The 26,592-nt window shown below is 47.9% G+C and carries 19 protein-coding genes and 1 pseudogene; 17 read left to right on the top strand and 3 right to left on the bottom strand.

All coding sequences use genetic code 11. The features are described 5' to 3' along the window. Positions 1 to 251: 251 nt before the first annotated feature. The 3 genes from CBP31_RS00530 to CBP31_RS00520 all read right to left on the bottom strand — a co-directional run bounded on the left by CBP31_RS00530 (position 252) and on the right by CBP31_RS00520 (position 3,791). Complete coding sequence (locus CBP31_RS00530) at positions 252 to 353, bottom strand: MetS family NSS transporter small subunit (protein WP_087034387.1); 102 nt, start codon at positions 351 to 353, stop codon at positions 252 to 254. Continuing rightward, positions 350 to 1,828 (bottom strand): sodium-dependent transporter, encoded by a 1,479-nt coding sequence (locus CBP31_RS00525; RefSeq protein WP_087034386.1) that lies wholly within the window; start codon positions 1,826 to 1,828, stop codon positions 350 to 352. Before CBP31_RS00525 ends, CBP31_RS00530 begins: the two co-directional genes overlap by 4 nt. Positions 1,829 to 2,423: 595 nt before the next feature. Then, entirely contained in the window at positions 2,424 to 3,791 is a 1,368-nt protein-coding gene (locus tag CBP31_RS00520; RefSeq protein WP_087034385.1) for an SLC13 family permease, read from the bottom strand. Between the two features lie 335 nt (positions 3,792 to 4,126). On the opposite strand from CBP31_RS00520, the gene CBP31_RS00515 reads away from it, so the two are divergent. From CBP31_RS00515 to CBP31_RS00435, 17 genes and pseudogenes are all read left to right on the top strand, one after another. Next, entirely contained in the window at positions 4,127 to 6,835 is a 2,709-nt protein-coding gene (locus CBP31_RS00515) for a response regulator (protein WP_087034384.1), read from the top strand. A gap of 549 nt (positions 6,836 to 7,384) precedes the next feature. Then, positions 7,385 to 8,638: a D-amino acid dehydrogenase gene (locus tag CBP31_RS00510; RefSeq protein ID WP_087034383.1), complete on the top strand. Its 1,254-nt coding sequence runs from the start codon at positions 7,385 to 7,387 to the stop codon at positions 8,636 to 8,638. A gap of 342 nt (positions 8,639 to 8,980) precedes the next feature. Next, the gene (locus CBP31_RS00505; RefSeq protein WP_087034382.1) at positions 8,981 to 9,892 is read left to right on the top strand and encodes an AEC family transporter; all 912 of its coding nucleotides are present in this window, start codon (positions 8,981 to 8,983) and stop codon (positions 9,890 to 9,892) included. Positions 9,893 to 10,298: 406 nt separating this feature from the next. Continuing rightward, positions 10,299 to 11,165, top strand: coding sequence for an MSHA biogenesis protein MshI (locus tag CBP31_RS00500; protein ID WP_087034381.1), 867 nt, complete (start codon positions 10,299 to 10,301; stop codon positions 11,163 to 11,165). Then, positions 11,162 to 11,740 (top strand): hypothetical protein, encoded by a 579-nt coding sequence (locus CBP31_RS00495; RefSeq protein ID WP_087034380.1) that lies wholly within the window; start codon positions 11,162 to 11,164, stop codon positions 11,738 to 11,740. The genes CBP31_RS00500 and CBP31_RS00495 overlap by 4 nt, the downstream gene beginning before the upstream one ends. Continuing rightward, on the top strand, positions 11,737 to 12,387 hold the full coding sequence (locus CBP31_RS00490; protein WP_087034379.1) for a hypothetical protein: 651 nt from the start codon (positions 11,737 to 11,739) through the stop codon (positions 12,385 to 12,387). The genes CBP31_RS00495 and CBP31_RS00490 overlap by 4 nt, the downstream gene beginning before the upstream one ends. Beyond that, entirely contained in the window at positions 12,380 to 12,697 is a 318-nt protein-coding gene (locus CBP31_RS00485; RefSeq protein ID WP_087034378.1) for a hypothetical protein, read from the top strand. The genes CBP31_RS00490 and CBP31_RS00485 overlap by 8 nt, the downstream gene beginning before the upstream one ends. Continuing rightward, a complete protein-coding gene (gene mshL, locus CBP31_RS00480; RefSeq protein ID WP_087034377.1) occupies positions 12,697 to 14,457 on the top strand; it encodes a pilus (MSHA type) biogenesis protein MshL in 1,761 nt (586 codons plus the stop codon). The genes CBP31_RS00485 and mshL overlap by 1 nt, the downstream gene beginning before the upstream one ends. Next, positions 14,457 to 15,353 carry a tetratricopeptide repeat protein gene (locus CBP31_RS00475; RefSeq protein ID WP_087034376.1) on the top strand — a complete coding sequence of 299 codons (897 nt, stop codon included), beginning with the start codon at positions 14,457 to 14,459 and terminating at the stop codon, positions 15,351 to 15,353. The genes mshL and CBP31_RS00475 overlap by 1 nt, the downstream gene beginning before the upstream one ends. Continuing rightward, entirely contained in the window at positions 15,331 to 17,031 is a 1,701-nt protein-coding gene (locus CBP31_RS00470) for a GspE/PulE family protein (RefSeq protein WP_087034375.1), read from the top strand. The genes CBP31_RS00475 and CBP31_RS00470 overlap by 23 nt, the downstream gene beginning before the upstream one ends. After that, entirely contained in the window at positions 17,031 to 18,251 is a 1,221-nt protein-coding gene (locus tag CBP31_RS00465) for a type II secretion system F family protein (protein ID WP_087034374.1), read from the top strand. Before CBP31_RS00470 ends, CBP31_RS00465 begins: the two co-directional genes overlap by 1 nt. A gap of 1,502 nt (positions 18,252 to 19,753) precedes the next feature. Continuing rightward, positions 19,754 to 19,865: pseudogene (locus CBP31_RS15920) on the top strand (type II secretion system protein); the annotation flags it as partial. Between the two features lie 479 nt (positions 19,866 to 20,344). Next, on the top strand, positions 20,345 to 20,842 hold the full coding sequence (locus tag CBP31_RS00455) for a prepilin-type N-terminal cleavage/methylation domain-containing protein (protein WP_161492496.1): 498 nt from the start codon (positions 20,345 to 20,347) through the stop codon (positions 20,840 to 20,842). After that, positions 20,832 to 21,422 (top strand): type IV pilus modification PilV family protein, encoded by a 591-nt coding sequence (locus CBP31_RS00450; protein ID WP_087034371.1) that lies wholly within the window; start codon positions 20,832 to 20,834, stop codon positions 21,420 to 21,422. Before CBP31_RS00455 ends, CBP31_RS00450 begins: the two co-directional genes overlap by 11 nt. Continuing rightward, entirely contained in the window at positions 21,419 to 22,231 is an 813-nt protein-coding gene (locus CBP31_RS00445) for a PilW family protein (protein ID WP_087034370.1), read from the top strand. Before CBP31_RS00450 ends, CBP31_RS00445 begins: the two co-directional genes overlap by 4 nt. Beyond that, a complete protein-coding gene (locus tag CBP31_RS00440; protein ID WP_087034369.1) occupies positions 22,221 to 22,700 on the top strand; it encodes a hypothetical protein in 480 nt (159 codons plus the stop codon). Before CBP31_RS00445 ends, CBP31_RS00440 begins: the two co-directional genes overlap by 11 nt. 9 nt (positions 22,701 to 22,709) lie before the next feature. Next, a complete protein-coding gene (locus CBP31_RS00435) occupies positions 22,710 to 26,528 on the top strand; it encodes a DUF6701 domain-containing protein (protein WP_087034368.1) in 3,819 nt (1,272 codons plus the stop codon). Positions 26,529 to 26,592: the final 64 nt, after the last annotated feature.

Here is a 26,592-nt window from a genome sequence, read left to right as displayed (position 1 = left end):
AATGCGCGAATAAATTTACGCCTACAAAAGCCCTCTCTCTTGTAGCCCGCAACTTGTTCGCGGGGCCAGCATAGCTGGCTATTTTTGAGATTTAATATTTAAACCAAAAACACCACACCGTAGCTCAATACCTTTCACCGAAAACACGTGGCACAAAAAACAGTTGCACTGTGCTATTTGACATAAAAAAACGGTCAACTCAAAGAAGTTGACCGTCGTTACTGCCGCGTACGGCACTTGATAAGCTTTGCTTAGTGCTTGTTAGCTTTCATGGCCAAGCGAATACATAAGGCGGCACCGCCCCAAGTAATCCCTAAACCTATGATTAACATGATAATGGCGCCTGTGCTCATGAGCGCACCTCCTGCTTACTGTTAAGGTTAATGACCACTGCCAATACCAGCATCAAGGCCAACACGCCCCAACCCAACGTGTTCACTTCAAAGTTTGAATAGCCGCCGTAGTTTTCGCTAAAGGCGGTTTTGATGTTGTTCGACAAGATGATTAGCAAGATGCCAACCGAGACAAACTTGATGCACACCGTCCACCACAGGCCGATGCTGAATTCTGACAAGCGATTAGCATGAGCTTTAAAGTCAGATAAGCGGCACAGCCAGCCCACCAGCAGTAACTCCACCAAACAAGAACCAAGCAAGGCGATGTTATTGATGAAGTAATCCACCAAGTCGAGCAGCAAGATGCCGCCTTGGGTGATGTAGAGCGAGCTGACCACTAAGCCCACCGAACAAAATACAGTGGCAGTTTTAGGGCGGCTCCAACCTAACTTATCCATTAATCCCGTGGTCACGGCTTCGGCAATGGAGATATGCGAGCTAATACCCGCAAACATTAAGGCGCAGAAGAACAAGGGGCCCATGATACCGGGTGCGGGCAGCAAGTTAATGGCGGTGGGCAGGGTGACAAACGCCAAGCCTACACCAGAGCTGACCACGTCGGTGAGGTCTTTACCTTGGGCTTGAGCCATATAGCCCAAAGCGCCAAAAATCATGATGCCGGCCAGCATAGAAAAGCCGCAGTTCATCAATACCGTCATAAAGGCGTTATTGTTGATATCAGACTTTTCAGGTAAATAGCTGGCATAAGACAGCATGATGGCAAAACCCACACTGAGCGTAAAAAAGATTTGCCCGTAAGCGGCGGACCACACTTTTAGATCCCAAATCTTGCTAAAGTCCGGCTCTAACAGCCAGTTAATGCCATTTAGTGCGCCCGGTAAGAAGATAATGCGCCCGATCAGCAATAACACCATCACAAACAATAACGGCATTAATATCTTATTAATTCTTTCGATACCGCCTTTAACGCCACGGTAAGTGGCAAAGTAGGTTGCGGCCCACGCCAAGCACAAGGGCAGTAACAAATGCCATTGCAAGCTACCTAACTTTGAGGGCGCGCTATCGTCTGCCACACCTAAAAACTCACCAAAGAAGAAGGCATTGCTGTCTTCGCCCCAGGCTTGAGTAAAGGCAAAATACGCATAAGAAATAGCCCAAGCAATCACCACTACGTAGTAGAAGGCGATCATGGCCGAGATCATCACCTGAAACCAACCCAACCATTCAAACTTATTGTTGAGGGCGCGCAGGGTTTTGGGAGCACCGGAGCGATATTTATGACCGAGGGTAAACTCCAAAATCATAAACGGAATGCCCGCCGTGAGCATGGCAAACAGATAAGGGATAAAAAAGGCACCGCCGCCATTTTCGTACGCCATATAAGGGAAGCGCCAAATATTACCCAAGCCCACGGCCGAACCCACGGCAGCGAGGATAAACCCGGTGCGCGAGCCCCATTGTTCTCGTTTCATAATAACTCCTTGATTGGTCTTTACCGCTAAGGATAGATAAGTGGCGCGCAGAATAAGGAGCCTCAGCAGCAAAATCAATCTATCCACTGGTGCGGCCACTGCGTTAAGACCAGATAGTGAAGGGTGTAAGTAAGCTGGGCTGGTGCCTAGGGCTGCTTTTTGTGTTCTGTTTAGAGTTTTGTGCTGGTAAGGCGGTAATTGTTAGTTGATGTGTGGCTTTTTAGTTTTTAGCATAAACGTCGCATTAAACACCTTTTGTCAGCATGCTTTACTGGGAAGGCAGTACGCGCCACTGGCCATAGATTGGGTGTAACGCGCTTAAAGAAGACCATAAAAATAGCCGCAGGATAAGCGGCTATCGGATTTTTTAAGTAAAAGGGTATAACAGACGTGGAACCCCAAAAGCCTTTGATGGGTAAGGGCTGCTCTTTGATGCACTTGTGTTTGGCCCTTACCCATAAGCGTTACTTTCAGAACTTATTACTATTTCTTCGTGTTCTTCTGTGGATTCCGTTGCAAAAAATTATTGGGTTAAGCCCTGTTTCCATCGCTGTTACAGCGGACTACTGCTCATCAGTCAGTGTGCCGACCTGCGTTAGCCGAAGGCATAAAAATAAGCCGAGAGCACGCCAATACAGGCTAGGTTAAGTACGATACCGGCCCGCATCATTTGTTTCTGTTGAATAAAGCCAGAGCCAAATACGATGGCATTAGGCGGGGTGGCCACCGGCAGCATAAAGGCACAGGATGCGGATACCGCAATCACAGAAGCCACCATCACCGGCGACAAGCCTAAGCCCTCAGACACCGCCACAAACACCGGAATCAGTAGGGCGGCACTGGCGGTATTAGATGCCAGCTCAGTTAAAAACACCACAAAAGCGGTGATCACCAATAAGATCACAAACGGATTGGCCGTGCCCAGCATATCCGCTAAAAAGCTCGCCAAAAATAAACTGGTGCCGGTTTCTTTGAGTACATGACTCAAGGTTAAGCCGCCACCAAACAACAGCAGCACGCCCCAGTCGGTATGTTTTTCAATGTGTTTCCAATCGGCCACGCGGGTAATGCCAATTAAGGCGATGGCTAGCAGCGCCACTATGGTGTCAAACGAGCTGAGGTTGCCCAATGCCGCAGAAATGGGGCTGGAAAACACCCATAAAAATACCGTAATGGCAAAAATACCCAAGGTGACTTTGCGTTGTCCGGTCCAAACAATCTGCTCGGCGGCCAGCTCAATACGCTCATTTAATTGCGGGCGGAATAAGGCATATAAAATAGCGATGGCGATGGGCAGCAGTATCAAGGTGACCGGCAAGCCCAGTGCCATCCATTCGTTAAAGCTCAAACCCACTTCAGCGGCAGCAATGGCATTGGGCGGGCTACCCACTAAAGTGGCGATGCCGCCGATGCTGGCGCTGTATGCTACGCCCAGCAGCACAAAGACATAAGTGCGATAATGGCGCTCTGCGTCCAAGCAGGCTAATAAGCCCAGAGCCAACGGTAACATCATGGCGGTGGTGGCGGTGTTACTGATCCACATGGATAAAAAAGCCGAGGTAAAAAACAACAGCAATACCGCCACACTCAATCGGCCTTTAGCCAGATACAAAATCCGGCTGGCAATCAAACGGTCTAATTGCTGGCTGTGCAAGGCGGCGGCCAGCGCAAAGCCCCCCAAAAACAGAAAAATAATGGAGTTAGAAAAATTACTTAAGGCGGCATTGGTCGTTAAAATCCCCAAGCCCGCGGCTAACAGCGGCACCAAGAGCGCAGTAATGGTAATATGCAGCGCTTCGGTCAACCACAGCACGGCAATAAAAATCAGCAGGCTTAAGCCCTTAGTCACGCCTTCATCAAACGGCAGGGTATTAAGCAGAATGATAAATAGCAGAATGTCGGCAATTAAAATGGCCCATTTGGCCTTTACCGTCAGGGTTTGCTGTGGAATGTCTACGGGCATATTTAATCTCGTTATATTAGGGTCTGTTGACCTTTCGCGGTTAAATTTTGTTCGAGTTAAACGCGTTTTTATCGCGGCGAGTGGGGTGTAGCCTAGTCGTTCTAAGCAAACTCCCACTCAACAAAGAGAAAAACGCGTTTAGCCGAACCCGAAGGGCAGCATTTGTGGCGCCTTTCTACGACGTTATCGCTTATTGATGGAGAATGACTCCATGGCACAAGCGATGCCTTGTATAAAGACTCCACAACCTGCTGCAAAAATCATATCGAAAGGTCAACAGACCCAATTGTTTTATCGAAGAATATAAGTATATCACTAGACCTAGGGTGCAAAAGATGATGGCGGTAGCAAAACGAAGATTCTCTCCCTTTTCGCGCATCGCCGTGCTGGGCTATGCGCTGATAATGTCGTTATTGTTGCTCGGCTATGCGGCTAATCAATACTGGCAGCATCGGCATTACTTGCAGCTAGAGCAGCGCATAGCTCCTGTGGTGTCCGCCTTAGATGATCTGCAACGTAAAGTGGTAATCAACGCAGATCAAGACTTGTTACTCAATAAAAAAATAAACGAGTTATCCGGCACCATTCACCAGTTTATTACGTTTATTGACAACAGACGCGCCCCTTTTGCTGGGCTAGATGAAGTGTTAACCACGCTCGCTGACTATCAACAGCAGCTACAGACACTGCAAGACGCGGATATGCACAGCCGCTATGCGCTTAACGCCTTCTCTGAACGCGTACGGGCGGTGGTGGATAAAGAAGACAGTTATTATTCTATCTTGCTTAGACGCAGCCGTTTGTACCTCAACGCGCCCAATTTGCAGTATTTATACGCGCTGGATGATGATGCCAGCCGCTGGCAAGCCGAAGTACACACCTTTAATCAAGAGCTGTTTGATTACTATCAGCAATATCGTCAAAGCCTCACCCCCTTGGTGCAGCAACGCCACGCCTTACTCACCGACAATAAAGACGTGTTATTGCACTATAAAGTCCAGTGGCAGCAAGCGTCTGAACAGCATTTACAAGATATGCAATTAGCCTTATTGCTGTGGCTACTGGTGAGCTTTAGCATTAGTTTGGTGGTGTTGGCGTTACATAATAAAGAGCTGCGCAAAGTGAGCCAAGCCTCTCTGGAGCTGGCACGAGCTAAAACGGATTTTTTAGCCAATATGAGTCATGAGATACGCACCCCTATGAATGCCATTATTGGCTTTGCATCTTTGTTGCAACAAACACCTTTGGCCTTATCTCAGCAGCAATACTTAAAAAAAATCAGTCAATCTTCCGATAACTTATTGTTGTTAATCAACGATATTTTAGATTTAACCAAGGTAGAAGCAGGCAAATTAGAGCTGGAAGACATAGCGTTTGATTTAAATGAACAGCTTGAAAAGCTCTCCAGTTTATTTGCTGACTTGTCTGAGCATAAGCAGTTAGAAGTGATCATTGATAAAGCTGCCAACGTCCCCAACTGGCTGCGCGGGGATCCGCTGCGCCTTGGCCAAGTACTGATCAACCTGGTTAATAACGCGATTAAGTTTACCGAGCGCGGTGAGGTGGTGATCAGCATTACTTTGGATGATGGGCCCGAGCCTCAAATATGTTTTGCCGTTAAAGATACCGGTATCGGCATTATTCCAGAGCAATTGTCGCGATTATTTGAGGCCTTTACCCAAGTGGATGCCAGTACTACGCGCAAATACGGCGGTACCGGTTTGGGCTTAAGTATTAGCTACCACTTAGTGCAGCTGATGCAGGGCACTATTACCGTTGATAGCCGCCCCGGCCGTGGCTCCACTTTTACCGTTAGTCTGCCGCTGCAGATTGCCGAGCATAAAGCTTTAACTCCTAACATCGCCTATCAAGGTAAAAAAGTGCTGTTGGTGGACGATAACGCCCTGGTGCTTGAGGTCACCAGCCAGTTACTGCGCCAGTTAGGCTTGATTGTTTATCGTACTAATAGTGTGAGTGCGGCTAAAGCGTTGTTACAAAAGCAGGGTGAGCAATTGAGCTTGGCGCTGATTGACTGCTGTCTTGTGCAAGACGATGGCCTAGATTTAGCGCGCTTTATGCGCAGCCATGAGCACCTTACGCACATTGCTGTGGTAGTGATGAGCGCCTTTGGCCAAGATAAAGTGGCAGACAGAATGCGGGCTTTGGGCTTGACGCACTATTTGGCCAAACCCATTACCGAGCAAAGTTTACGCTTAAGTGTGAGCCGCGTGCTGGCGCCAGAGAGCAGTGGGCACTTGGAGCCATTAGCCATTAATCACTATCAATTGTCGGACTATCGTCGGCAATTATTAGGTAAACAAATCTTGTTGGCCGAAGACAACCGGATGAATCAGCAATTAATCGTGGAGTTTTTAAATCAAGTGGGCGTGTCCGCCACCATTGCCGACAATGGTCGCCAAGCGGTAGAGCTAATGAGCAGGCAAGCATTTGATGCCATTTTAATGGATTTACAAATGCCAATCCTCGATGGCATTGAAGCCACCCGCCAAATTCGCAAACTCAACACCCAGCACGATATTCCCATTATTGCCTTAACCGCCAGTGCCATGCGCGGAGACCGTGAAGTTAGCCTAAGTGCTGGCATGAACTGCTATGTCACCAAGCCTGTGGATCGCTTTGCGCTTTATCAGGCGTTAGTTGAGCAAATAGCGCAGCAGCAAACACAGCGAACAGGAGCAAACATAGTGCAACAGCAAGTGCTACCTACAGTGCAGAACCCAGTGCGAACCGAACAAGAGCTAACCGAACAAGAGCAAGCCGAATCTACGATTGTGAGTTCTGCTGCGCGCGCAGAATTTTTAGCTCAACAACAAGAAGCGGTCTGGCAGCTTACCGCATTAATGGCCGCAAAAAACTGGCCAGCTGCTCAACAGCTAATGGCCGGTCTTGCCGAGCAAGCAGAACGGCACGCACTCACTGAGCTTGCCGCCCAAGCACAAGTGATATTGCAGGAATTACAACAGCAGCAAAGACCCAGCGCCGCACAACTTAGCTTGTTAAAACAGTGTTTAAGTGAGCGGTAGAGGCCAGCGTCGAGCAACATAAAGGATGTGGGACTTGTAGCCCGCCGTCTCTTCGGCGAAGAGGACTTCGCGGGTCCTGCGCAGCAGGATGGTTTTAAGATTTACACCTTCGGTGTAATGCGCGAATAAATTTACGCCTACAAAAAACAAAAGTCCCTTGTAACCGGCTGTTTTCCCTTGTAGCCGGCAACTTGTTCGCCGGTTCTGCGCAGCAGAATGTTGTTAACCAAACACCAAACCGGCCGGAATACTTTTTACCTACGCACGGGCCCTACAAAAACAAAATGTCTCAGTCGCTGGCGCTACGAAATTTAATGATCTGGGATCTTTATCACAATTGGCCTATTGGTAGTTTATGGTTCTGGTTTTGGTGTTTTTTGTGGTTTTAAATGCTGTCATGTTAACGCGTAATGGTAGATGTAATTACCTAGCTAGGCCTTGTCCTGACTGAGTTAAGCGCTATTTTCAATAAGCTTGTGTTTTCCACTGGATTTTATCTTTTTTTTAGATGATATTACCGCCATTGCAGCGTGTAGCTAGGGTGGAGTCATGAAAGTATTAGTATTGGGTAGTGGAGTTGTCGGTGTGACCAGCGCGTGGTATTTGGCGCAGCAGGGCCATGAAGTGGTGGTGATCGACCGTCAAGCGAGTGCAGCGGAAGAAACTAGTTTTGCTAACGCCGGCCAATTGTCGTTTGGCATGAGCTCGCCGTGGGCGGCACCGGGTATTCCGCAAAAAGCCGTGAAGTGGATGTTTCAGACTCATGCACCGTTAAAACTCCGCCCTAGTTTAAATCCGGCCCAGTGGCAGTTTATGCTGTCCATGCTGGCCAACTGCACCGAAAAAGCCTACAGCATTAATAAGTCGCGCATGGTGCGGGTGTCGGAATACAGCCGCCAATGCATTAATAATTTACAAGCTGAACTGCAGTTGCCGTTTGAAGCGCGCAAACAAGGCTTGCTGCAGGTGTTTCGCACCCAAAAGCAAATTGACGATGCGGCGAAAGACATCAAAGTTTTGCAAGAGTTTAACGTGGCTCACAAAATGCTGAATGTAGAAGAGTGTATTGCCCGAGAGCCCGCGCTGGCCCGCGTGAAGCACAAAGTAGTGGGGGGCTTGCACTTTCCTGACGACCAAACTGGCGACTGTAATTTATTCACCAAAGCCTTAGTTGAGCGCTGTGAGCAGCAGGGCGTGCAATTTAAATTTAATACCGACATTAACGCGCTGGTAAGCGACGGCGATAAAATTCGTGGCGTGCAAACCTCGAACGGTTTAGAAGTGGCGGATCACGTATTGGTGTGCATGGGCAGCTATTCGCCGTTCTTGCTTAATCCGGTTGGCATTCGCTTGCCCGTGTATCCGATTAAAGGCTACTCGCTAACGTTAGACGTTAAAAATGATGCGGATGCGCCTCAGTCTACGGTGATGGATGAAACCTACAAAGTGGCCATTACCCGCTTTGACAACCGCATTCGCGCGGCGGGCACCGCTGAGCTGGCAGATTTTAATGCGGACTTGCCTAAGGCGCGTCGCGCGACCATCGCCGAGTCGGTAGGCAGTTTATTCCCTGAGGCTGGCAACTTAGACAAGGCTGAGTTTTGGACGGGCTTTCGACCTATGACACCCGATGGCACCCCCATTATCGGCGGCACCAGCTATAAAAACTTATGGTTAAACACCGGCCACGGCACCTTGGGTTGGACCATGGGTGCGGGCTCGGCCAAGTTAATTGCCGATTTAATCAGCGGTAATCAGCCAGATATTGATGACAGCGGGTTAGACGTTAGCCGCTACGCCTAATTCTTTGCTAAGGGCGCCCCCGCCCTTCATCTAGACAGCTGCTTTTCAAGACGCCATAATGGCGTCTTTTTTGTGTCTAAGATGATGGGCGACACGGCATGACTTCATAATTAGATGACTTCAGTGATTTACGCCTAGGTTGTAATGCGAGAGCAAGTGTTCGCCTACAAAAGATACTGCACTTGTAGCCCGCAATTTATTCGCGGGTCCTGCGAAGCAGGATGGTTTTAAGATTTACACCTGCGGTGTAATGCGCGAATAAATTTACGCCTACAAAACACCGAACTTTATAACCCCGTTTTTTGTTACCTCACCCAACTTTGCACTTAACCGAAGGATGTTATGTTCGCCACCTTGTTAAACATAGTGATACCCGTGTTTGCGGTGGTGGCGGTCGGTTTTGTGATTGGCCGGCGCCAAACTAGCCGTCCCCAATCTAGCCGTCCTCAAACCAACAGCGACATGAGCTTTGTGAATCTCGCCAATGTGCTGGTGTTTTGCCCAGCCCTGGTGTTTTCGGCGCTGATTGAGCACCCCGTGCAACTGAGTAGCAGCTGGCCGTTAATCGTGGCGGGGGTGTTGGTGATCATAGTGCCGGGCGCTATTTTGTTTGGCTTGCGGGTAAAAGGGTTAGAGCGGCGTACTTTGGCCATGGGTGGCATGTTTCGTAATACCGGTAATATTGGTATTCCGCTGATGATGTTGGCCTATGGCGACGATAAAATGGGCGCCATTATCATTTTATTTGTGCTGTCTAACTTAGTGCATTTTTCATTGGGGTTATTTATGTTGTCCCATACGGCGGGGCGCTGGCAGTGGTTGAAAAATCCACTGGTGTGGGCGGCGCTGTTAGGTCTAGGGTTGGCGGAGCATCAAGCAATGCTGCCAGATTTTGTGCTCACCAGCAGCCAGCTGCTCGGCCAAATTGCCGTGCCTTTGATGTTATTCGCACTAGGGGTGCGGCTAGCGCAGGGTGAAATTGGCCATTTGGGCATGGCATTGCGTGTGAACCTGATTTATTTAGCCGTGGGCGCGGTGAGTTTTTTACTGGTGGCGTGGTGGTTGCCGCTCAGCACCGATTGGTTGCAGTTATTGGCCTTGTCTGTGATGCTGCCCCCTGCGGTGTTAAATTATTTATTGTGTGAGCAATATCAATGTCAGCCCAATAAAATGGCCAGCATAGTGTTATTAGGTAATGTTATGTCGGTGGTGACGATACCTGCCGTCATTTATTTAACGCTTATCTTCATCTAAATTATTATCCTAATTACTTATTAAGCTGCAGATAAAATTTTAACTTAGCCAAATATTTGATAAGTAATGTTTTAGAACTTATGTGGATCTAGTAATTAAGCCTTAAGCGATCGAATACTTCCCACCTAAGTAAGGCAGCCCAACAACAGGCCAAGGCTAAGCCCCAACCTTGGTCATTGCGAGGAGTGTAACGACGCGGCAATCCCTGATTATGTACCGCGCCGTTGTAGTATTGATTGCCGCGCTACGCTCGGAAGACGGAATAAGGGCGTATAACAACATTTTGATCAAGAGGAATCTTTATATATGACTTGCTTCTAAGTTTTCATTTCTTTGTGTAATTGCTTGTTTGTAAAACGCTTTTATCTGACTATACTAGTTCTCTTCTTAATTTCGTGCGGTACAAATGGAACTTCTACCCAGATGGTTAAAACCCGCCCGCGCTACCTCTGCAGTGGGCATTTATCTTACTCCTTCTAATTTGCTAGCCATAGATGAGCATGATCCTACTGTGGTGGTTGAACGCAGCGTAGGGCAGGGCGAAGCCGTGTCTGTCGCCCTAAGAGCCATGATAGAAGAGCAAGCTTGGCAAGGTCGGCTGCTTTCTCTGGCACTGAGCCGCCATTGGTACAAACAAACTCAGATGGAAAAACCCGCCATCCCCGATGAAGAACTGGCACAAGCATTACCTTGGTGCATGCGTGAGTTAGTCGAGGAGCCCATAGAAAGCTTATTGTTTGATTACATAGACTTGCCTACAGGCCCTGCGGGTCAACAACGTATTGCGGTATATAGCAGCGAGCAAGAAGCCGTAGCGCGAATCGTACAAGCGGTAACGCCGGTTTGTGAAATAGCCACTATCGGTGTGGATGAACTGGCTTTAGCTAACTTATTAGCGCCAGAAGAGCGCGGTTTATTGTTGTATAAGGTACCCGGGCAAGAGCTGACCTTGATCTTTATTCATCAGCGCCAATGGCATTTTTCGCGGACTATTCGCGGCTTTCAGGCGTTAGATGATGAACAGATGTCGGTGGATCAATTTGTGTTTGATAATCTCTTGCTAGAGCTGCAGCGCAGTATTGATTACGCCGTTGGTCAGCTTAAGCTTAACGCCCCCGAGAACTGGTATTTGGCCTTGCCTCAGCGAGTAACGCCCGCCATTACCGACGCCATTAGTCAGGTGTTTGATATTAAGCCCACATCTTTAACCTCTGATACCTTGGCGCCAATAAGCTTGCCCGCACTTGGCATCTTAAAAGAGGGCCAAGCATGAAGCAGCGCATTGAGTTTTATCAAGCGGTATTAAAACCTGCCCAAGACAAGGCCAATATGGGCCTGTTATGGCGGGTGAGCCTTGGCATTGTGGTGGTGTGGGCGCTGATATTTGCCTATGCCAAAGTGAGCCAATATCAGCTCACCCAGCAAAACATGGCACTAAAAGCCGCGGTGCAAACCGGTGAGCGCGATGCGCAGCTGATGAGTGCCGCGCTCAGTGATTTAAAGGCGCGCCAAGACAGTGGTGAAAAAGAGCGAGTTGAGTTAGACATTCAAACTCGCCAGCAGCTATTGCAGCTACTGAATCAAAAGAACTTGGTGTCTTACGCCAACACCTTAAATGACTTGGCGCATATACCTTGGCAAGGTGTGGCGCTGCAAGGGCTCACATTGCAGGGTAAGCGAATGGTATTACGCGGGGCCGCCGCCCAAGCCAGTGCTGTACCTGCTTGGATTTTAGGTTTTGAGCAAAGTAGCAGTTTGCGTGGCCACAGCTTTGGTCAGTTAGCCATTAGCCAAGGCCCAGAAGGGGGCTTGAATTTTAGCCTCACCAGTTCAGAGATGACGCCATGAGTAAAATAAAGCCGTTATTAGCAGACCTGCAAACCCGTTTCGTGACGTTAACGCAACGGGAGCGGTGGTTGGTCTTAGGCGCAACCTGGGCATTGTTGGCATGGCTTGGCTTATTGTTTTATGAAGCCAGCGCCCAAGCGCGGGTGATTGAGCTTGAGCAAGAGCAAGCCCAGCTTAACAATCAACTCACCCAGCAGCAGCAAATGATGGCGGAGCTCAGCCAAGGTGTAGCTGAACTTAAGAGTAAGGATAATGCGCCCCAAATAGCGCGGCTCAATCGTCGTTTATCGCAACTCAATAGTAACGTCGATGCCAAAATGCAGACCTTGGTCGAGCCCGAAGAAATGTCGGCGTTGTTGTTATCAATACTCGAACAAAGCAACGGCTTAGAGCTTATTGAATTGGGTAATGAACTGCCCACTCGTCTTAATAGCGAACAAGACCATGAAGCCTTGTATCAGCACAACTTACGACTGGTCTTGAATGGCAGTTATTTGTCTTTGCTGGATTATGTGAAACAGCTTGAGCAGTTATCGGGCCGTATTTTTTGGCGGGGCTTAGAGTTTGAATTAGCAGAATACCCTGACGCCACCATTCGGCTTGAATTCTTTACTATTAGTCAACATAAGGAGCTGTTACGTGGTTAATCCGCTATTGCTGTTATTGCTCAGCACCACAGCTGGCATTCAAGACCCCACTAAGCCATTAACGCCAGGCACTGTGGTGCAAGCAGCGCCGAGCGTTATCGACACGGCCCCGGTAAGCCCATTACACTTGCAAGCCATTTTTAGTGGCGGCCAAAACAGCGCTATTATCGACGGCCAGTCTTACCGCGTGGGCGATACCGTACAAGACTATCGCTTAGTGCGTATTCAACCGAGCCAAGTGGTGTTGAATGGGCCGGGTGCGCCCTTAACGTTGACTCTATTCCCCTCTTTTTCGACGCTGAGTAACTAATGACCTTTACCTTACGACCGTTAGCGATTGCCTTGCTAGGCGCCACTTTGGCCGCCTGTGTTACATCACCGGATGGCTCCTTGCCGAAAGCCGCGTTGGATGATGCGCTCAATATTAATTCGGATGCAGTGCCATTAGATGTGCAGCAAGAGTTAATGAGCTCACAGCCGAGAACGGCCTCGCAGTTAGCAGAGCCTCGCGAGCGCCGTTTTAATATTGCCGCCAATAACGTGGATGCGAAAAATTTCTTTAATGCACTGGCCAATCAGCACGGCATTAGCGTGGCTGTGCACCCAGAGGTTGATGGCACTATCAGCCTTAATTTACGCCAAGCCACATTGACCGACAGCTTAGCGGCGTTATCGCAGTTATACGGTTATGGCATTGAACATAAAAACGGCGTCTATCAGGTGTTTCCTAATGGCGTGCGTACCAAAACCTTTAACGTTAACTATTTAATGTTGTCGCGCTTAGGCAAATCTACTACCGCTATTAGCGGTAGTAGTTTAAGTAATAGTGGCGGCAGTGACGCTAGCAGTAGCAGTGAATCGAGCACGAATGATGCCACTCGCATCAGTACCGAATCGAATAACGATTTTTGGGCTGATCTGGAATCTGCACTTAGCCGTCTCATTGGTAGCAAAGATGAACGCGTGGTCGTTACTAATCCGCAAGCGGGCTTAGTGAGTGTACGTGCAGCACCGGACGAACTGGCACTGGTAGAAGATTTTTTAAATCAGGCGGAACGCCAGCTAAAGCGCCAGGTGGTGCTAGAAGCGCGCATTATTGAGGTTGAGCTGAACGACGGCTACGAACAAGGTATTGATTGGGCTGATTTACAAGCCGGCAGCAGTGCTAATTTTAGCGCTAGCCCAAGAGTCACCGGTGGCACAGCCAACCCCTACCCAGGTTTCTTAAATCCCCTCGGAGGCTTACTAGGCGGCGGTGCCGTGTTTAATTTTACCGATGGTAACTTTTCGGCCATGATCAACTTGTTGCAAACGCAAGGTGAGGTGAATACCTTATCTAACCCAAGAATTGCCACCAGCAACAACCAAAAAGCTGTAATCAAAGTGGGTACCGATGAATACTTTGTCACCAACTTTACGCTTGAGACTACCACCAGCAGTAACGGTAATACTCAGCAGTCGCCAGATATTGAGCTAAAGCCGTTCTTCTCTGGTATTTCGCTGGATGTAACACCGCAAATATCTGATGACAATAGAGTCTTATTGCATATTCACCCCACAGTCAGTGAAGTCACCGATGGTGAAAAAAGAATTGATTTTGGTACCGGTGAAGTCGTATTGCCATTGGCACGCAGCACGGTGCGCGAGTCCGACACCATAGTAGAAGCCCGCTCCGGTGAGATGATAGTGATCGGCGGCTTAATGCAAGAAAAGCAAAAAGAAGTGAACAGTGGTGTGCCTGTGCTGAGCCAAATCCCAGTGTTAGGTAACTTGTTTAAAAACCGCAGTGTGACCAGCCAAAAAAGTGAGCTGGTGATTTTGTTACGCCCGGTGGTAGTGGCCGAAAATACCTGGCAAGACGAGCTTAAGCGTTCTCGTGATTTATTAGAAAAATGGTATCCGGAGCAACAGCCGATTCGTAGCATAGATAATGGCCAAATGAGCTTCTCAGACCCAGTGCGCGGCATAGATAACAACCAGCCAATGTCTCAAGAGCCAGTACGCAGTGGCACCGGCATTATCTCTAGCAACCAAGAACCCATGCGCGCCATAGACAGGGGAACCTTTTAATGGTGTTGCGTTTTAAATTGCGCAGAAATTTTGCGGCTCTGTTCGTCGCCAGTGTGGGCTTATTGCAGGTGCCAATAGCCCAAGCCCAAGACGACGCTGATAATGTGTCGTGGGCGGATTTGATGGTGAATCTGCCAGAAGCCGACATGGACGCTTTGGCTACAGAATACTTGCAGCACACTCGGCTGAATCCGCCAGTACAAGCCCAAGCTCTGCCACAAGCCAACCCTGTGGCACCACCAGTGACCAAAGCGCGTCACTCAGGGCCCAGTAAGCTGGACTTTAATGAAGTGGTGTTAAGCCGAGCGGATTGGTTGAGCGAGCTAAATCAGCAAGCCGATGCGGCCTTGGCCACCAATAATTGGCCATTAGCCGAGCTAAGGCTGGCGCAAGCCTTAGGCGAATACCAAGATGCCCACGAAACACGCTTGCGTTTAGCGGCCATGCTTTATGGCCGTGGTGCGCTTGGCCAAACCCGTGCCGTATTACAGCAAGGCATAGAATTGGCGCCGCAACATGCAGATTTTCGCCTCACCTTAGCCCGCATTTTGGCCGAACAGCAGCGCTTTGACGCCGCATTACAGCAGTTGAATCAAGTTCACCCCATACTCAGCGAGCATTTGGACTATTACAGCTTAAAAGCCGAAGTTGCTCGGCGCAGCGGCCAATGTGCACAGGCCATCAATACCTATCAGCAATTGCTCACTCACTCTCGCGTGGGCGCCTGGTGGTTAGGGTTAGGTTTGTGTCAGCGTGAGCTAGGGGAAGACTTTAGCCCCGCATTTTTACAAGCCCGTGCCAGTGCCGACTTAGGCGCAGCCTCGCAGCGCTTTGTAGAACAACAACTGCAGCAACTCGCCACCGGGGGGCAAGATGGCCAAACACAAACTTACTAAACGCCTTGGCGAATTACTCATAGAACATGAGGTCATTACACCACAACAGCTAGAGTCGGTGTTGCAGCAGCAACAGCGCGAAGGCGGCCGTATTGGCGCGCTTATGGTGCAGATGGGTATTTTAAGTGAGTTACAACTGTTAGGTTTTGTCGCCGAGCAGCTTGATTTACCTTTGTTAGATCTCAATAAAATCGACATCGATCCACAAGCGGTTAAATTATTATCTGAGGTGTATGCACGCCGCCACCGTGCGTTAGTGATCGCGGTAGATGAGTTGCAAGCCACGGTAGTATTGTCAGATCCCGCCGATCTCGATACTCAAGACGCCATTGCCAACTTACTCTCGCCTCGCGAAGTAAAGCTTGCGGTAGCACCGCAAAGCCAGCTATTTGGTTTGTACGACCAGCTCTATCGCCGTACCGACGATATCGCCCATTTGGCAGAGCAGCTGCAAGGCGAAAACGCCCCCAGTCGGCCAGCGCTAGAAGCAGCAGGCCTGGATGACAGCGATGCCACCGTGGCTAAACTGTTGTACTCAATGTTTGAAGATGCGCTGCAAGTGGGTGCGTCCGATATTCATATTGAACCCGATAAAAGCCTGATCCGCTTTCGCATGCGCGTAGATGGTCTGTTGCAAGAAACCGAGCTTAAAGAAGTAAATATTGCGCCTGCACTGGTCTCGCGCCTAAAAATCATGGCTGGGTTAGATATCGCAGAGCGCCGTTTGCCCCAAGACGGTCGTTTTGCACTCACCATCAAAGGCAGCCCGGTAGATGTGCGTATGGCAACCATGCCGGTGCAGTTTGGCGAAGCGGTAGTATTGCGTCTGCTCGACCAATCTCAAGGTATTCGCAGCCTAGATAAAGCAGGCATGCCGCGTGAGTTACTGGTCGCGTTTCGTCGTAAATTAGCCAGCCCTAACGGTATTATTTTGGTGACCGGCCCCACCGGTAGTGGTAAAACCACCACGCTTTATGGCGCCTTAACCGAGCTTAATACCCCTGAGCGAAAAATCATTACCGCCGAAGATCCGGTTGAATATCAACTGTCGCGCGTCAACCAAGTGCAGGTGAATACCAAGGCCGGTTTAACCTTTGCCGCCATTTTGCGTACCAGTCTGCGTCAAGACCCTGACGTATTACTCATTGGTGAAATGCGCGACCAAGAAACTGCCGAAATCGCCATGCGCGGCGCGCTCACCGGTCACTTAGTATTATCAACTTTGCACACCAACGATGCGCCCAGCTCAGCCGTGCGACTGATGAACATGGGCGTGCCCGGTTATTTGGTGGCCAGTAGCTTAAAAGGCGTGTTGGCGCAGCGCTTAGTGCGCCGCTTATGCGAATACTGCAAAGTGGCACACCAGCCAGACTTAAGCGAAGCACAGTTTTTACAGTATTTAGCACCCGATCTGAGCCCAGATACGCAATTTTGCCAAGGTGCGGGCTGCGCCAGTTGCAACCACACCGGCGCTAAAGGTCGATTGGGTGTGTATGAGTGGCTAGAAATTAGCCACGACATGGCCGATTGCCTGCGTGAAGAAGACATCGATGGCTTTAACCAACTGGTGGCCGCCGATAGCCGTTACGTCAAACTGTCTCATTCAGCGCTTAAGCTCGCCATTAGCGGCGACATCGCCTTAAGCGAAGTGCTGCGACTCAGTGAGTGGGTAGAATAATGGCCTTTTTTCAATATCGGGCCCGTAATGCCCGCGGCCAACTTAACCAAGGCCGACTAGAAGCCGCCTCTGCCCAAGCCGCTGCCGACAGCTTAATGAGTGCCGGCTTAATACCGGTCGAAATTAAAGAGGCCAAAGCCAGCGCCACAGCCAGTATTAATTGGCAGCAGTTTTTACGCGGTAAGGTGAAGCTAGAAGCGCTATTAATTTTATGCCGCCAGTTTTCTTCGCTTACTCGTGCCGGTATTCCGATTTTGCGCATCGTAGAAGGCCTGCGCGATACCACCGATAATAAACTGCTAATTAATGCGTTAAATGATGTATCTGAGGCACTTAACCAAGGCCAAACCCTGGCCAATGCGTTGGCGGCCCATCCGCATATTTTCAACAGCTTATTTATCTCATTGGTAGACGTAGGCGAGAGCACCGGCCAGCTAGAGCAGGCATTTCTGCAGTTATCTCACTATTTTCAGCTGGAATTAGATACCCGTCGCCGTGTAAAAGCCGCTACCCGCTACCCCATGTTTGTGTCGCTCGCCATGCTCGCCGCCATGGTAGTGGTGAATATCTACGTAATCCCGGCGTTTACCGGCATTTTTGCCAGTATGGGCTCAGACTTACCGCTGATGACGCGGATCCTCATCGGCTCGTCAGAGTTTTTTACCACTTATATCGTGCACCTTGTGCTGGGCTTGGCCGCACTTGGCTTTGCTATTTGGCGCTATGTGAAAACTAAAAACGGCCAACTGCGCTGGCATACCATATTGCTGCGCATCCCCATTATTGGCCCGCTGGTAAACCGCATTTTACTGGCCCGTTTTTGCCGCAGCTTTTCCATGATGTTAGGCGCCGGCGTGCCCATAGTACGGGTGCTTACTTTAGCGGGCACCGCCACCGGTAATGCTTATTTAACTCGGGCTATTTTAGGCATGGGTGATGAGTTGGCATCGGGCAACAGTTTGTCCCGCGTGGCCACAGACAGCGGTGTGTTTACGCCGCTCATTTTGCAGATGTTTAAAGTGGGTGAAGAAACCGGCCGGGTAGACCAAATGGTGATGGAGGCGGGCAAGTTTTACGAAGAAGAAGTGGATTACGACATTACCAACCTCACCTCTAAAATCGAGCCGATTTTGATTGTGGTGATCTCCGCCATGGTGTTGGTGCTAGCACTGGGCATTTTTACCCCCATGTGGGACATGGTCGGTTTGGTTAATCAATAGAAAGCTGAAAGGCAGGGACTCGGGATTAGAGACTTGGGAATAGAAAAACACCCAACACTGATTAGCCACGGAATACACGGAAAGGCACGGAAAAATACCAAGTGCTCTTATTGGTAAGAACAAGCCTACGGGCAGTGGTTTTGTAGTGTGCCCACTTGTTCGGCACCGAGCATTAGCGAGAATGGGTTAAAACCTAAAACCTATCTGCCACGGAATACACGGAAGTCACGGAAAAGAGATTTTTAATGGGGTGGTAAGAGCTGAGACTCGACACCAGCAAAAGTGACAGACGACAAGAGATTTGAATACGTTGATGGGGCTTGGTTTGCCCTTTGTCGCGTGCCCGTATCTTCAGCGAAGATGACTTAGGCACCGAGCATTGGTTTGACCTTGTAGTGTGCCCGTATCTTCAGTGAAGATGACTTCGGCACCGAGCATTGGTTTGACCTTGTAGTGTGCCCGTATCTTCAGTGAAGATGACTTCGGCACCGAGCACCAGCGCGAAAGGTTTTAGATTGGTGAATGGAAATGCAGGGACTAGGGATTGGTGTCTAGGGAATTGTAACCACCGGACAGGCAAACGCAGTTTTCTAATCCCCAGTCCCCGATCACCAATCCCTAAAAGTTAATGGTCTTTGCGAGGAGCGTAGCGACGCGGCAATCTATCAGCAGGGACTAGGGATTGGTGAATAGGGAATAGCAGGGCTGTGAGTAGAGAATAGTAACCGACAGGCAAACGCAGTTTTCTAATCCCCAGTCCCAGCTCACCATTCCCTAAAAGTTAATGGTCTTTGCGAGGAGCGTAGCGACGCGGCAATCTATCAGCAGTGACTAGGGATTGGTGAATAGGGAATAGCAGGGCTGTGAGTAGGGAATAGTAACCGACAGGTAAACTCGGTTTTCTGATCCCCAGTCCCTGCTCACCATTCCCTAAAAGTTAATGGTCTTTGCGAGGAGTGCAGCGACGCGGCAATCCAGTCTTAGTTTTTCTTGGTGCTGGGAGCAGGGCACCGGGCGCTATGTTTGTCACTCGCCAATCCCTTATCCCCAGTCCCTACACACTACTAAATGCGTCAAAAAACTAGCACACCAGCGGCAAGTTTCCGCCACTTTGTGCCCGAAATGCTGCTGCCCTTGTAGTCCCACGCTTTAGCTGTGGGTCTTGCAGAGCAAGAAGGGGATAAAGACGGTAGCTTGCTGCTTTAGCGGATGTTTTTAAGTTGGCACAAATTATGCTTTATCTTAGGGATGTGTCGTAGAGTAGGGCAGTAACAGCACAGGTATATCAGAAAAACAATGAGTTTAAAACGAGTATAAATATTGTACGGTTTTGGCTCAAAAAGTATTGTATAGATTAACTACAGGCAGTATCATCGGACTCATAACTAGCCATAGTTGTAACATGAATTTAACTCTCTGCTATAGCGTTAAAAAACTGATAGCAGAAGATAAAGTATTAATTAACCCAGTAAATACGTAACCAAGTAACAAGGAATAAAAATATGAGAAGAAGTGCGGGTTTTACCCTGATTGAATTAGTCATTGTAATCGTAATCTTAGGTATTTTAGGTGCGGTAGCTGCGCCTAAGTTATTTAATCTGCAAGGTGACGCTTATGGTGCCAACTTAAATGCTATGAGAAGTTCTATCTCTACCAGCATGACTATAGCTAACGCGAAATCACAGATAGTCGGAGTACTAAATGCAGGCGGGGGCCTACGGATATAGGTGCTGGAACGAGTGAAGTAGAGAAAGCTTCAGGCTCTATTAAAGGCTATGAAGGTATCAAGTTTGTTAATGGTTTCCCTGCGGCCATAATAGGTAAAACTCCTAATACGGCCACTCCTGTAGGTATTTTCGGCACGTTAGAAAATTTTGATGAAGCGCGATATAATATTACTCCATCAACAACAGGTACTAATAAATTAGTCATTAAGCCTAAGTCAATAACTAATGCGAACTGTGAGCTTACTTATACAGAGGCTACTTCTACCGCAGTAGCTATCGTTGAGGCTGTAACTACCGGCTGTTAATAATTAATATCTTATACAGGCGGCTTAGGCCGCCTTTTTTTACTCTATGAAACATGAGCCTATGCAATCCTATCGTGGTTTTACGCTGATTGAATTAGTGTTGGTGCTGTTGCTGATTGGCATAATGGGCGCAGTGGCAGTGCCACGCCTATTTAGCAATGCGGATACGGGCAATATCACCACCCGCGATGCCTTAGTGTCTCGCTTGCGCTTAGTGCAAACCATGAATATGAATGAACCACAAACTCAGCGTACGCGGTTAGCGGTCGATTCCACGGGCTTTGCCCATATTACTGATGTTATCAGTGCCGATACAGATGCTGTCGGTAGCGCTGACCTTAGTGACTCCAACTTAGGCTGGAGACGCATGTATAATGCCGACGCCGCCATTAAATTAAATACACATTCTACATTCTCAATATTCTTTGACCGTTTAGGTCGCCCACGTTTATATACTAGCGACGGGCCATCAGATAGCTGTAAAGACGGCTGTAATTTATTAATTGGCAATAAATACAAACTGCGTATCGAGAAAGAGGGCTATATTCATGACTTATAATCGTTCGCATCTAGTGACTTTATCGAACAAACAAGCCGGTTTTTCGTTATTCGAACTGGTATTGGGCATTATGTTGCTCAGTATTTTAATGACCGGTGCCGTGGCCATGTTGATTAACCTGGCTCCCAAAACCGTAGATCCCGCCATGGAAGTGCGCGCCGCACAATTAGCGCAACGACTTTTAAACGATATCTCTCTGCAAAAGTATGATCATGCTAATAACAATTTCGCCTGTGGCTCGGCAGATGGTGAAACTTGCACCTCTGTAGACAAGTTTGGTCCAGATACGGGTGAAAGCAGTTTAGCCGACTTTAATGATGTAGACGATTACGATACCACGGCCATTTGTGCAGCCAGTTTTAAGCCTGCTAGCTGTAATGATAACTGGATTGCCTCCTGTTGGTTTACTGAGCAGTGTAATGACGACAATGCCTATCTTCAGTTTATGGTGAAAATTAACGTTAAGCCTCATGAGTTTGAAACTGGCGCTATATACTCGGCCAAGCAAATTGAAATTGCCGTTCACCAACCCAATGGCAGCGTATGGGAATATGCGGTGTTAAGGGGTAACTATCCATGAGCCCTCCCATAAAATCAGCCACCAGACAGCGCGGCTTTACCCTCATAGAGTTGGTGATCGCCATGGCCATTATGGGCGTGGTGTCAGTGTTTTCGATTAAATTTATCACCAATAGCGTCGGCATTTATCAGCAGGGCAAAGATCGCGAACAATTAATGAGTGATATTCGCTTTGGCATCGAGCGGCTTAACCGTGAAGTGCGCAACGCCGTACCCGGCTCATTGCGTATTGAGGATACTGATGCTAATGAACAAACTACGTCTGGCGCTTGTGTACGTTTTTGGCCCATAGATACCGCCCGCCGTTATAAAAACATTGTGTTGGGAAGTAGTGAAACTACGGTAATCATTCCGGATCACGAGCTCACTATTAAAATAGATGACGCTTGGATCATTATCTCTCCTTTGGGCTTAGACTCCAGTACACAACTATGTCCAGACAATGATTGTGCAGTGGCAATTGCCTCCGGCTCAGTTGACGACACTGATCCTAGCCAGCGAAAATTTTCATTTCCCGAGAAGCCACAGTTTTCACTAGTCAGTACTAAACGGGTATTTTTTGCTAAAAACCAAGTGCGTTACTGCATTACGCCGCAAGCATGGCTAACCCGATCGCAAACGGACATTGGCAGCAATTTTAGCTCAGCGGTATTAATGGCCGAGCATATTTCTGCAGGAAATTTTTCAAAAGGCAGCAATGAAGGTGAAGATGCAGATTTATATTCACAGTTAACCTTTGATTTAACCGCCAGTAAAAATAATGAAGCCATCAGTTTTAGCCATAAAATAAGGCTTTATAATGCGCCCTAAACAAATATCTGGCTCGCATAAAACTGTGCCTAAGGCACAGGCTGGCAGTATGCTGCTAATTGTGGTGTTTATGATGGTCGTACTCGCATTATTGGTCACCACACTGGGCAGTTTAATTTCTGACAGCAGTCAAAAAACCAGCGTCGAAGTGCGCGCCACCCGTGCATTGATGGCTGCACAAAGCGGCTTAGAATACGGTTTTTATAAAGTGGGTAATGCAGACAAGGATAATCCGACTGCCGTTGCGGAGATGTGTAACAACATCGATAAGTATTCTCTACTACTTGACGATATTACAGGACTTGCTCAATGTACCGCCACCGTCACCTGCGAAGCGGTAGATGATACTGAAACTTACAGCATAATCAGCGAAGGCAGTTGCGGTGATGCATTAACCGCCAGCCATTCCAAGGACGACACCAGCACAGATTTCGCCGTTAGCCGCACATTAACGGCCGAGGCTCAATAAGGAGTTTTTATGTTAAAAATATTAATATGGTTATCACTTAGTATGCTGCTGACCCTGCCAGCATTAAGCGCCGTGCCCGCTGATAATGTACTATTCCCTAACGTGGCGCAGGGGCATGGAGTGAAAAGTGACTGTAGTCCAGAGCCGAGTGATGACGATGATGCACAGCTTGAACTTGAAGATAATGCACAGATCAATGGCGCAAATGGCGCACTCGATTTTTGCACTATAGAATTAGACGATGATAACCAGTCTTGTGACGGAAAAACATGCACCATTACCGGTCAGGCTAATAGTGTTAACTCGTTGAAAGTTAGTGATATTAATTTTGATATGACAGCTTCCAATGCGAGAGATTTACCGGGTGCGAACGAAGGTGTATATACCCTTGACCCTGGTGATTATAAATTAAGTAAAGTAGATCAACAAAAACGTAATATTTCGCTTAAAGCGACGGGTCAGGTTCGTATATTTGTTGAGGAAGGTTTCAAACTGCAAGAGGTCGACCTTACTCTTATCGGGAATATAGATTTTTATATTAAAAAGGATTTTGACGTTCAAGATTCAAAAATCACGGTAAAGAATAATGTTCGGTTTTATGTCAAAAAAGATTTTGATATTGAAGAGTCTTCGATATTGGTTGAAGGTGATCTGCGTATATACGTAGCGAATTTAGACGATGACAAAGACGATGACAAAGACAAAGACAAAGACAAAGACAAAGACAAAAACAAAGACAAAGACAAAAACAATGATAATGATTCAGATTTTGATGAAGTGAAGGTAAAAACAGTTAATAATGGCATTTTCCGTTTTTATGGCCTTGGTGATGTAGAAATAGACGGCGATGATGATAATAAGTCTAAAACAGAAATAGATGGATATATCTACGCTGGCGGCACCCTTGAAATGGAAGGTTATGCCACCATTTATGGGAAGGTAACGGCGGGGCGGTTAGAAATGGAAGATGATGCTGCCATAAACCCAAATCAATGCTTTTTCTATACTTTTGATGATGATTACACCCCCGCAGAAGATTGGGCAACTAGAAGTAATACTGACAGCTTTAAACCTGAAATAGTCGATGGCCGTTTTCGTTTGACGCAAAGCAAAGGAAATCAGGCTACTGCGGTAAGCTATAATCAAACATTTTCTTCAGTAAACAATAAGTTTGTTATTGAGTTTGATCAGTACGCCTATGATCGTACCAGTAGTAACGGTGCTGACGGTATTGCCTTGGTTTTGTCCGATGCGACTATTACCGCGCGGCCTGGTGCCTACGGTGGCCCGCTGGGCTATGGTAAAAGGTCGGGTGTTGACGACGGCTTTGCTGGCGGCTGGCTAGGGATTGGTATTGATGAATACGGTAACTATGTACGCGAAGGGGGAAGTAGAAATATTAAAGAAGTAGAAGGTAAAAGTAATAACCCTGGTCTTAGTGAAACGGAACATGCAGTGGCAATTCGAGGTGCCGGTTCGGGAGAGGAAGGTTATAATCTGCTAGCATACAAGCTGAAGATGGATCCTCCTGTAGACAGTCATCATAATAGTAAACGACCTCACCGTTACCGTATTACTATAGATTTTACCAAACCGGATGGCAAAGCTAGGGTTACGGTGGAACGTCACGCCAATTCCACTAAGGGATTTGAAACGCTAATCGACAGATTTAAAGTCGAGCAGGGAAATACTCCTGAGGAACTTATTTTTTCTATTACCGGCTCCACCGGCGGTTCAAATAATATTCACGAGATCGATAATCTTGGGTTTTGTGCTAATAAAGTTAAGCGTCTTGATCCAAAAATAGATCACTTCCGCTTTGACGTAACTGCCAGCAATGTTCAGGCCTGTCAGCCACAAAAAGTGACATTGAAAGCCTGTGCTAATAGTAACTGCAGCGAGACTTATAATCAGTTGGTAACAGCTTCCCTAGCCGTGCCCAACGGCCTCAAATGGAGAGACGGCTCTACAGTTAGCTTTGAAAACAGCAAAGATTTATATCTGACAAGCACAACAAAAAAGATAAAACTAGATGTTGTTGGCTCTCAACCGACGGCTGTGCAGTTTGGCAAGACGCTTTGTCAGGTGGGTAGCAGCGGATACTCAGAAACTAGCTGTACACTTGATTTTTCTAACGAGCTTAAAGCTTTTGAGCTTGACTTCCCTGACGGTAACTTTACCTATGCTGGTGAACCGCTTAAGGCTATTCTTAAGCCCCAACAAAACTGCGAGTCTTTGTTTGCCGGAGAGACACGAAGTATCAGTTTGTCTGCGGTTTATGTTCAGCCTGAAAATCCAGTGGCTAAGCCAAGTGTGGAGCTGGGCTATAACGGTCAAATTACACGACTAGTTCCAGATGGACTAGAAACTCTGAGCGTTACATTTGATGAAAGTGGTGAAGCGGCGTTTATTCTTACCTATCCGGAAGCAGGTAAAACTCAGCTTAACGTTGTCGAGGGTAATATTAACGGCGGTGGCCAATTTGTAACCGTGCCCAAGGCGTTGTGTGTAAACACGAACCCTGTCAGTATAAGGGAAAATGACAGCACCTATGCCCCCTATAAGGCGGCGGGGGAAGCCTTTGGTATGGTCGTCACCGCCCATGGCAGCAATAATAACCCAGACGTCTGTAAGAGGCCGGTACTTCAAAACTATATACATCCGGTGGCATTGTTCAGCAATAAGGAACCACTGGGGAGTGGCTCAAATGGGGAGTTGACAGTCTCCAATTATACACATGGTGTAAGTGGTGATATAGCCGATGATAATGAAAATATCGTGGGCCGAAATTCTGTCGATGCAGGTAAAAACACGCTTACACAAAGCATTGATGAAGTTGGGGTCTTTGAGTTGTCCGCCAGTCCTATAGGTGCGTTTCACGGTATCAGTCAGTCAGAGATGCCTATTGAATCGATACCGGTAACTGCGGGGCGCTTTTATCCAGCCCGCTTTGTGCTGGATCAGGCTGATGTGGTGGCAACTCATGATGGTGACAAAACCAAGAGTTACATGGGCCAGCCTGTGAATCTGAGTTTTGCCCTGAGCGCCCTGAATGCTGACGGGAAAGTTACCCAGAACTATCAGGGTGAATTTGCCAAGGCTACTGGACAGTTTAGGGTTGCCATATCTGATAGAAATATGTTGCCTAGGCTCAATCTTGAAAAGATGGCGAGTTGGCAAGAAGGACGGCTTGAGTTTAACCAATACAATGTTGTGCTCTCTCGCGGTAGCCAACCAGATGGTCCTTTCGAGTTGCAATTCGATCTTGCTGTTAATGACGGCGAAACTTCCTCGTTAAGTGCTTTCTTTGATAAAGCAGGGGAGACGCATCCGGGCTGTCGAACAGAGGGGTGCAACCATCTCAGGATTGGCAGGCATAAGATGTTTTACGGTCGTTTGTTGGCGACTACCACTCAAGGAAGTAGTCGAGATGCTCAGTCGGTACCACTGCGGGTGGAATATTGGGATAATGAATCCGCAATCTGGCAACGCTTTAAGACAGATAGCTGGACGTCAATTGGGATAGATAAAATTCATTTCCCCTATAATGATTATGAAAAGTCTAAGTTGGCGATTGATGATAAAATACAGGTAGGTTATGGCGTGGGGCAAGGAGCAACAATGGGTTCCGGCTCCACTATGGTTGAAGGTGAAACCAATTTGAATGTAGGCGCCCCTAGGGTTCCTGCGACAATAAAATATGAAGTTAAGTTAGAGGGTAAACCTTGGTTAGAATATAAAGAGTCTAACCAAGGTATGATTATATTTGGTAAAAGCCCAGGCAATAGCAGCGTTATTTACCGCCGTGAGCAGTTCTCTGGCAACTAAGAAAAGCTATATTTTAAAGTTTAAAGGGCGCTACGGCGCCCTTTTTACTGTCTGTTTTTCATAC

The sequence above is a fragment of the Oceanisphaera profunda genome (genome assembly GCF_002157895.1).
Lineage (GTDB): Bacteria > Pseudomonadota > Gammaproteobacteria > Enterobacterales > Aeromonadaceae > Oceanimonas > Oceanimonas profunda.
The sequence above is the reverse complement of the archived record's forward strand: the minus strand, read 5'-3'. Positions and strand labels throughout refer to the sequence as shown.

What these genes read in the sequence shown, in the direction of transcription:
- CBP31_RS00530 (WP_087034387.1), bottom strand. Translation starts at nt 353, where the DNA reads ATGAGCACAGGCGCCATTATCATGTTAATCATAGGTTTAGGGATTACT.
- CBP31_RS00525 (WP_087034386.1), bottom strand. Translation starts at nt 1,828, where the DNA reads ATGAAACGAGAACAATGGGGCTCGCGCACCGGGTTTATCCTCGCTGCC.
- CBP31_RS00520 (WP_087034385.1), bottom strand. Translation starts at nt 3,791, where the DNA reads ATGCCCGTAGACATTCCACAGCAAACCCTGACGGTAAAGGCCAAATGG.
- CBP31_RS00515 (WP_087034384.1), top strand. Translation starts at nt 4,127, where the DNA reads ATGATGGCGGTAGCAAAACGAAGATTCTCTCCCTTTTCGCGCATCGCC.
- CBP31_RS00510 (WP_087034383.1), top strand. Translation starts at nt 7,385, where the DNA reads ATGAAAGTATTAGTATTGGGTAGTGGAGTTGTCGGTGTGACCAGCGCG.
- CBP31_RS00505 (WP_087034382.1), top strand. Translation starts at nt 8,981, where the DNA reads ATGTTCGCCACCTTGTTAAACATAGTGATACCCGTGTTTGCGGTGGTG.
- CBP31_RS00500 (WP_087034381.1), top strand. Translation starts at nt 10,299, where the DNA reads ATGGAACTTCTACCCAGATGGTTAAAACCCGCCCGCGCTACCTCTGCA.
- CBP31_RS00495 (WP_087034380.1), top strand. Translation starts at nt 11,162, where the DNA reads ATGAAGCAGCGCATTGAGTTTTATCAAGCGGTATTAAAACCTGCCCAA.
- CBP31_RS00490 (WP_087034379.1), top strand. Translation starts at nt 11,737, where the DNA reads ATGAGTAAAATAAAGCCGTTATTAGCAGACCTGCAAACCCGTTTCGTG.
- mshL (WP_087034377.1), top strand. Translation starts at nt 12,697, where the DNA reads ATGACCTTTACCTTACGACCGTTAGCGATTGCCTTGCTAGGCGCCACT.
- CBP31_RS00475 (WP_087034376.1), top strand. Translation starts at nt 14,457, where the DNA reads ATGGTGTTGCGTTTTAAATTGCGCAGAAATTTTGCGGCTCTGTTCGTC.
- CBP31_RS00470 (WP_087034375.1), top strand. Translation starts at nt 15,331, where the DNA reads ATGGCCAAACACAAACTTACTAAACGCCTTGGCGAATTACTCATAGAA.
- CBP31_RS00465 (WP_087034374.1), top strand. Translation starts at nt 17,031, where the DNA reads ATGGCCTTTTTTCAATATCGGGCCCGTAATGCCCGCGGCCAACTTAAC.
- CBP31_RS00455 (WP_161492496.1), top strand. Translation starts at nt 20,345, where the DNA reads ATGCAATCCTATCGTGGTTTTACGCTGATTGAATTAGTGTTGGTGCTG.
- CBP31_RS00450 (WP_087034371.1), top strand. Translation starts at nt 20,832, where the DNA reads ATGACTTATAATCGTTCGCATCTAGTGACTTTATCGAACAAACAAGCC.
- CBP31_RS00445 (WP_087034370.1), top strand. Translation starts at nt 21,419, where the DNA reads ATGAGCCCTCCCATAAAATCAGCCACCAGACAGCGCGGCTTTACCCTC.
- CBP31_RS00440 (WP_087034369.1), top strand. Translation starts at nt 22,221, where the DNA reads ATGCGCCCTAAACAAATATCTGGCTCGCATAAAACTGTGCCTAAGGCA.
- CBP31_RS00435 (WP_087034368.1), top strand. Translation starts at nt 22,710, where the DNA reads ATGTTAAAAATATTAATATGGTTATCACTTAGTATGCTGCTGACCCTG.